The sequence below is a fragment of the Pseudomonas sp. NPDC087614 genome, assembly GCF_044743485.1.
Lineage (GTDB): Bacteria > Pseudomonadota > Gammaproteobacteria > Pseudomonadales > Pseudomonadaceae > Aquipseudomonas > Aquipseudomonas baetica_A.
In genome coordinates this window covers 1-7,116 of sequence record NZ_JBIUWN010000129.1, presented here as the reverse complement: position 1 = coordinate 7,116, position 7,116 = coordinate 1, and the positions used below count along the sequence as shown (strand labels likewise).

Sequence of the window (7,116 nt, the reverse complement as noted above, 5' to 3'; positions counted from 1 at the left end):
CGCGCCCACACGATCAGATACAACAACAAGTGCCCCCCAACCACGACAGGGAGGCGCAGCAAATTCAGAACTCCCAGGCTAATACTCAGATAAGCAAGGAAATTCAGGAAATCAGCGACGCCCGACTGGGCAGAAGCGCCCGCCACTTTAGCAATGGTTATCGGTCCACTCAAGTTTTTTACCGAGAGCTCGCCGAACAGCATTTTCTTGAGTGAGTCCAGCGTCAGAATGCTCATGGTCCAAGTACGATGGGCGCCCTCGCCAATCGCGGCCAACGGCCCGTAACTGACTTCGCGGATCATCTCCGGTGGCCAGTCGACAGCTTTTACACCCGCCCCCAGATAACCGCTTGGAGACTTGCTTTTGCCGCGCGCTGCCAAGGTGACCGGGACGTCGATTTGAGCACCGTCGCGCTCGATACGCAGCATGATTTTGGTATCAGGACGCGTACGAACGGTATCAACCACTTGCTGCCAGTCATTAAGCGCCTGGCCATCCAGAGACAGAAGGCGATCACCGGTTTTCAGGCCAGCCGCCTGAGCTGGACCTTCTGGATCAAGCTCGGCAAGCACGGGCGCCAAGGCCGGACGCCACGGACGAATACCCAATGAGCGGATAGGATCGGGCTCATCAGCCCCCTGCAGCCAGTGATCCAGCACCAACTCGCGTGGAGAGTCCGCGGTAGAGCCCTGCTCACGCACCAGCAACTGCAACGAACCGCTTTCACCAAGCCGACGCACCAACTGCAAGTTGACGGCAGCCCAACCGGTGGTCGGCTCGCCATCAATCGCGACGATCTCCTGCCCCACACCCAAACCAGCCTTGGCGGCGATGCTGCCAGACTCGACCGCACCGATGACCGGGCGTACCTGCTCGCTACCGAGCATGGCCAGCACCCAGAAAAACACCAGGGCCAAAAGGAAGTTGGCGACAGGGCCGGCGGCAACAATGGCGATTCGCTGACGAACCGTCTTGCGGTTAAACGAGTGATCCAGTTGATCAACCGGCACCTCGCCCTCACGCTCGTCGAGCATTTTGACGTAGCCACCCAGCGGAATCGCGGCGATGACGAACTCTGTGCCCTGTTTGTCGTGCCAGCGCAGCAGAGGCATGCCGAAGCCTACGGAAAAGCGCAGAACCTTGACGCCACAGCGCCGCGCGACCCAGAAGTGGCCGAATTCGTGAAAGGTGACCAGCACACCCAAGGCGATCAGGGTGCCGGCAATCATATAGAGCGCGCTCATCTACTTTCTCCGCAATCCTGTTCAGTGCCGCGTGACGCCATTGTGTTTCAAATTCTATCGATCGTGACGTTTCAACCACTGCTCAGCCAGAACTCGCGCCTTGGCGTCTGCCGTAAACACAGCGTCGAGATCATCCAGTGCTACGACCGGTTCGAGGTTCAACACCTGCTCGATGATACTCGCGATTTCCAGGTAACGGATTCGTCCGTCGAGAAACGCCGCCACCGCCACTTCGTTCGCCGCATTGAGCATCGCCGGTGCACTGTCGCCTGCTTCGGCAGCTTGACGCGCCAGACGCAGACAAGGGAAGCGCTGCTCATCCGGCGCCTCAAAGTCCAGGCGCGCAACTGCGAACAGATCCAGCGGCGCCACACCGGAGTCTATGCGTTCCGGCCAAGCCAGAGCATTGGCGATCGGTGTGCGCATGTCAGGGTTCCCCAATTGCGCCAGTACCGAGCCATCGACATAGTCGACCAGCGAGTGAATCACGCTCTGCGGGTGGATCACCACCTCGACTTGCGACGGCTTTGCATCAAACAACCAGCAAGCCTCGATCAACTCAAGACCTTTATTCATCATGCTGGCCGAGTCTACTGAAATCTTGCGCCCCATGGACCAGTTCGGGTGGGCACACGCTTGCTCAGGTGAAACGTGCGCCAATTCGCTCATCGGCGTCTGTCGGAACGGACCACCAGAGGCTGTAAGCAAAATCCGGCGAACACCGACAGCGCTCAATCCGCGAGCAAAATCCAGTGGCATACACTGGAAAATCGCGTTGTGTTCGCTGTCGATCGGCAGCAGCACAGAACCGCTTTGGCGTACCGCCTGCATAAACAGGGCGCCGGACATTACCAGCGCCTCTTTATTGGCCAAAAGGATCTTCTTGCCGGCCACGACGGCCGCCAGAGTCGGACGCAGGCCAGCCGCGCCAACGATCGCCGCCATCACCGCGTCGACTTCCGGAGCAGAAGCGACCTGACACAGGCCCTCTTCCCCCACCAGCACACGGGTCGACAAACCGGCTGCGCGCAAACCGTCCTGCAAACCGCGCGCAGCGGCGACTTGCGGTACCACGGCAAATTGCGGCACATGCCGTATGCACAACGCCAGCAACTCACTCAGGCGAGTGAAACCGCTCAATGCGAAAACCTGATAGCGCTCAGGGTGACGCGCAATAACATCAAGGGTGCTCAGACCAATCGAGCCGGTCGCCCCCAAAACAGTGATCTGTTGCGGGCGGCTCACGGCGCAGCCATCCACAGCAACACCGCGAAGACTGGAATGGCCGCGGTCAGACTGTCGATACGATCAAGAACGCCGCCATGACCTGGCAGCAGATTACTGCTGTCCTTGATGCCGGACTTGCGCTTGAACATGCTTTCGGTGAGGTCGCCCACAACCGAGATGAAGACGATCAGCGCAGCACCAATCAAACCCTTGAGCAACTCGGCAACCGTCCAGTCACGTACCAGGCCGACAATAGCGGTGATCACCAGACTGAGGGCAAGACCGCCGTAGACGCCTTCCCAGCTTTTACCCGGACTGACTTGAGGGGCCAACTTACGCTTGCCGAATGCACGACCGGAAAAATAAGCGCCGATATCTGCGCCCCAGACCAGCACCATCACTGCCATGATCAGCCAGTTACCCAATGGGTATTGCTTGATCTGCATCAGGCCTTGCCAGGCCGGCAGCAAAATCAACAGACCAATCACTAGCTTGCTGGCAGCACTGGACCAATGTTCGCTGGAACGCGGGTAGGTCAGCACCAGATACGTCGCAACTGCCCACCAAAGCACCGAAGCACCCAACACCCACGGCGCGAGACTGGGCACCACGTACATGACGAACAGCATCAATGCGACGACGGCAGCAAAGCCGACGCGAAACGATTGTGCGGTGAAGCCCGCCAGACGTGCCCATTCCCAGGCACCGAGGCTCACGACCAGACCGATGAACAGCGCAAAACCGGAACCTTCGAGCAGGAAAAACCCGCACAAGGCGATCGGCAGCAGGATCAGTGCAGTGATGATTCGTTGTTTAAGCATTAAACCCGGGCTCCAGCTTCGACCTGTTCGCTCGTTTTACCGAAACGACGCTGGCGCGAAGCGAAATCAGCCAGCGCATTGCGCATGGCATCGTGTTTGAAGTCCGGCCAGAACAGGTCGGAGAAGTACAACTCGGCGTAAGCCAGTTGCCACAGCAGGAAGTTGCTGATGCGGTGCTCTCCGCCCGTGCGGATGCACAAGTCCGGCAACGGCAGATCGCCGGTCGCCAGACAGGTTTGCAGCAGATCAGGAGTAATGTCTTCCGGACGCAGATGCCCGGCCTGAACTTCACGCGCCAAACGCTGCGCGGCTTGCGCGATATCCCACTGACCGCCGTAGTTGGCGGCGATCTGCAGGATAAAACGATTGGAGCCCGCAGTCATGGCTTCGGCTTCGCGCATCGCGGCCTGAAGCTCCGGATGGAAGCGCGAACGATCGCCAATGATGCGCAGGCTGATGTTGTTGTCGTTGAGGCGCTTGGCCTCACGACGCAAGGCCTTGAAGAACAGATCCATCAAGGCACTGACCTCATCGGCCGGGCGCTGCCAGTTCTCACTGGAGAAGGCGAACAGGGTGAGCACTTCGACCTTGGCCTCAGCGCACACCTCGATCACGGCCCGAACAGCATCCACACCCGCTTTATGCCCGGCAACACCCGGCATAAAGCGTTTTTTCGCCCAGCGATTGTTGCCATCCATGATGATCGCGACATGGCGCGGCACCGCGGACGGCGCAGTCTGCTTGGTCTTGTCCATTTAAAGCTCGACCCTTATACGGCCATCAGGTCTTTTTCTTTCTCGTCCGTGGCCTTGGTGATCTGGGCCTCGGATTCTTTGGTCAGCTTATCGATATCAGCGATGGCACGACGCTCTTCGTCTTCGCTGATTTCCTTGTCCTTGACCAGTTTCTTGAGCTCGCCCAAAGCATCACGACGAATATTGCGCACGGCAACACGCGCGTCTTCAGCAGCGCTGCGTGCCTGCTTGGTGAAGCCTTTACGCGTTTCCTCGGTGAGGGCCGGCATCGGGATCAACAGCAACTCACCCAGGTTAGTCGGGTTGAGGTTCAGACCGGCGCTCTGGATAGCCTTGTCGACGGCTGCGAGCATGTTGCGCTCGAACGCCACGACCTGCAGCGTGCGCGAGTCTTTCACGGTGACGTTGGCAACGCCACTCAGCGGGGTGTCAGTGCCGTAGTAAGGCACCATCACGCTGCCGAGGATGCTTGGGTGCGCCTTGCCGGTACGAATCTGACCGAATGCATGGGACAGGGAGTCCAGAGACTTTTGCATACGCTCTTGAGCGTCTTTCTTGATTTCGTTGATCATTGTTGACCTTCCTCGATCAGGGTACCTTCAGCGCCGCCATGGACGATGTTCAGCAGGGCACCGGGTTTGTTCATGTTGAATACGCGCAGCGGCATCTTGTGGTCGCGGCACAGGCAAATAGCCGTCAGGTCCATCACACCCAGCTTGCGATCCAGCACTTCATCATAAGTCAGATGATCGAACTTCTCGGCATGCGGGTCTTTGAACGGATCGGCTGTGTAGACGCCATCAACCTTGGTCGCCTTGAGCACGACGTCCGCGTCGATTTCGATTGCGCGCAGGCAGGCTGCCGAATCCGTGGTGAAGAACGGATTGCCGGTACCGGCCGCGAAAATCACGACGTCTTTGGAGTTCAGGTGGCGCATGGCTTTGCGGCGATCATAGTGATCGGTTACGCCGACCATGGAAATGGCCGACATCACGATGGCCGAGATATTGGCACGCTCCAGCGCGTCGCGCATGGCCAGAGCATTCATCACAGTGGCCAGCATGCCCATGTGGTCGCCTGTCACCCGATCCATGCCGGCTTTGCTCAGAGCTTCGCCGCGGAACAGGTTACCACCACCGATTACCAGACCGACCTGTACGCCGATACCGACCAGTTGACCGACTTCCAGCGCCATTCGATCCAACACTTTCGGATCGATCCCGAACTCTTCCGAGCCCATCAGGGCCTCGCCGCTAAGCTTGAGTAGAATGCGTTTATAGCGAGCCTGATAACCACTGCCCTGCTGAGCCATTGCGAATCTCTCCTGCGGCGTATTTAAAATTCTTTGCGAGCTGTTTACAGCTGGCGTTCACTCTAGCTTGGCGCTGCTTCAGCGCCATCGGAACATGGCTTTGTAAGTCAGTTCCAAGTGGAAACCAATAAAAAATTGGTTGCCCCATCTGAAAAGAGGCTGCGCGCGTGAGCGGGCAGCCTCTTTCGGGCGACAGTTGAAAAACCGTCTTACTGCTTGGCGGCAGCCAGCTGGGCAGCAACTTCTTCAGCGAAGTTGTCGACCGGCTTCTCGATGCCTTCGCCTACTTTGTAGTAAGTGAAGGAAACGATTTCTGCGCCGCCTTTCTTGGCCAGCTCGCCAACCTTGATTTCAGGGTTTTTGACGAACGCCTGCTCAACCAGGCTCGCTTCTGCCAGGAACTTGCTGATACGGCCCTTGACCATGTTCTCAACAATGTTTTCTGGCTTGCCTTTGATTTTTTCTTCGTTCAGCTGCATGAACACAGCTTTTTCGCGCTCGATCGCTTCAGCCGAAACTTGCGAAGGCAGCAGGAACTCAGGGTTGCTTGCAGCTACGTGCATCGCGATGTCTTTGGCCAGCTCGACGTCACCGCCTTTCAGAGCCACAACAACACCGATCTTGTTGCCGTGCAGGTACGAGCCCACAACGTCACTTTCGATACGGGTCAGACGACGGATGTTGACGTTTTCGCCTACTTTGGCAACCAGTGCTTCGCGATCAGCTTCTTGAGCAGCGATCAGCGGAGCCGCATCGGTCAGCTTGTCAGCGAAAGCTTTTTCAACGCTGGCAGCAACAAAGTTTTTGAAGTCGTCTTGCAGAGCCAGGAAGTCGGTCTGCGAGTTCACTTCCAGGATAACGGCAGCTTTACCGTCGTCCTTGATTGCGATTGCGCCTTCAGCGGCAACGTTGCCAGCTTTTTTCGCAGCTTTGATCGCGCCCGAAGCACGCATGTCATCAATGGCTTTTTCGATGTCGCCGTCAGCCTTTTCCAGGGCTTTCTTGCAATCCATCATGCCTTCGCCGGTACGCTCGCGCAGTTCTTTAACCAACGCTGCAGTAATTGCTGCCATTTTCAAATTCCTCTTGGATAGGTTTTCAACCATTCCACCCGATCGAACGGGCGTTCAATTCTTCCCGAATCACCTTGTAGCCGCTGCACGTTACAGATGCAGGGTGAGCGCTACCACAAGTGGGCGCCGACAAATGGTTTTCGAGGTGGCAAAAAGGGGGCCAAGCCCCCTTTTTGCTTACTGAGTCAACGCCAGGGCGTCAATTACTCAGCTGCAGCCTGAGTTTCTTCAGCTGCGAATTCTACAGTGCCGCCGCCAACATTGTTGCGACCACGGATAACTGCGTCAGCCATCGAACCCATGTACAGCTGGATAGCGCGGATTGCGTCATCGTTGCCTGGGATGATGTAGTCAACGCCTTCCGGGCTGCTGTTGGTATCGACAACGCCGATGACCGGAATGCCCAGCTTGTTGGCTTCGGTGATCGCGATGCGCTCGTGGTCAACGTCGATCACGAACAGTGCGTCTGGCAGACCGCCCATGTCCTTGATGCCGCCCAGGGAGCGATCCAACTTCAAAACCATTCGTGCTTACTTCAAGGTCACGCAGACGCTTGATGGAAGCACGAATGGTTTTGATGTTGGTCAGCATGCCGCCCAACCAGCGGTGATCAACGTACGGCGAACCGCAACGTGCTGCTTCTTCAGCAACGATCTTGCCAGCGGAACGCTTGGTGCCGACGAT

Annotated in this window: 7 protein-coding genes and 1 pseudogene; all 8 read right to left on the bottom strand. The window is 57.5% G+C overall.

What is annotated here, in order from left to right:
- Positions 1–1,244 (bottom strand): RIP metalloprotease RseP (rseP, locus tag ACIOWA_RS26820; RefSeq protein ID WP_401162789.1); only part of this gene is annotated, 1,244 nt, incomplete at its 3' end.
- Between the two features lie 54 nt (positions 1,245–1,298).
- Positions 1,299–2,489 (bottom strand): 1-deoxy-D-xylulose-5-phosphate reductoisomerase, encoded by a 1,191-nt coding sequence (gene ispC, locus ACIOWA_RS26815; protein WP_401162786.1) that lies wholly within the window; start codon positions 2,487–2,489, stop codon positions 1,299–1,301.
- Positions 2,486–3,292, bottom strand: coding sequence for a phosphatidate cytidylyltransferase (locus tag ACIOWA_RS26810; protein ID WP_401162784.1), 807 nt, complete (start codon positions 3,290–3,292; stop codon positions 2,486–2,488). Before ACIOWA_RS26810 ends, ispC begins: the two co-directional genes overlap by 4 nt.
- Positions 3,292–4,047 (bottom strand): polyprenyl diphosphate synthase, encoded by a 756-nt coding sequence (gene uppS / locus ACIOWA_RS26805; protein ID WP_034156332.1) that lies wholly within the window; start codon positions 4,045–4,047, stop codon positions 3,292–3,294. The genes ACIOWA_RS26810 and uppS overlap by 1 nt, the downstream gene beginning before the upstream one ends.
- 14 nt (positions 4,048–4,061) lie before the next feature.
- Complete coding sequence (gene frr, locus ACIOWA_RS26800; protein WP_339430545.1) at positions 4,062–4,619, bottom strand: ribosome recycling factor; 558 nt, start codon at positions 4,617–4,619, stop codon at positions 4,062–4,064.
- A complete protein-coding gene (gene pyrH, locus ACIOWA_RS26795; protein WP_003222124.1) occupies positions 4,616–5,359 on the bottom strand; it encodes a UMP kinase in 744 nt (247 codons plus the stop codon). The genes frr and pyrH overlap by 4 nt, the downstream gene beginning before the upstream one ends.
- Before the next feature lie 209 nt (positions 5,360–5,568).
- Entirely contained in the window at positions 5,569–6,432 is an 864-nt protein-coding gene (gene tsf, locus ACIOWA_RS26790) for a translation elongation factor Ts (RefSeq protein WP_339430544.1), read from the bottom strand.
- A 203-nt stretch (positions 6,433–6,635) separates the two neighbouring features.
- A pseudogene (gene rpsB / locus ACIOWA_RS26785) lies at positions 6,636–7,116 on the bottom strand (30S ribosomal protein S2); the annotation flags it as partial.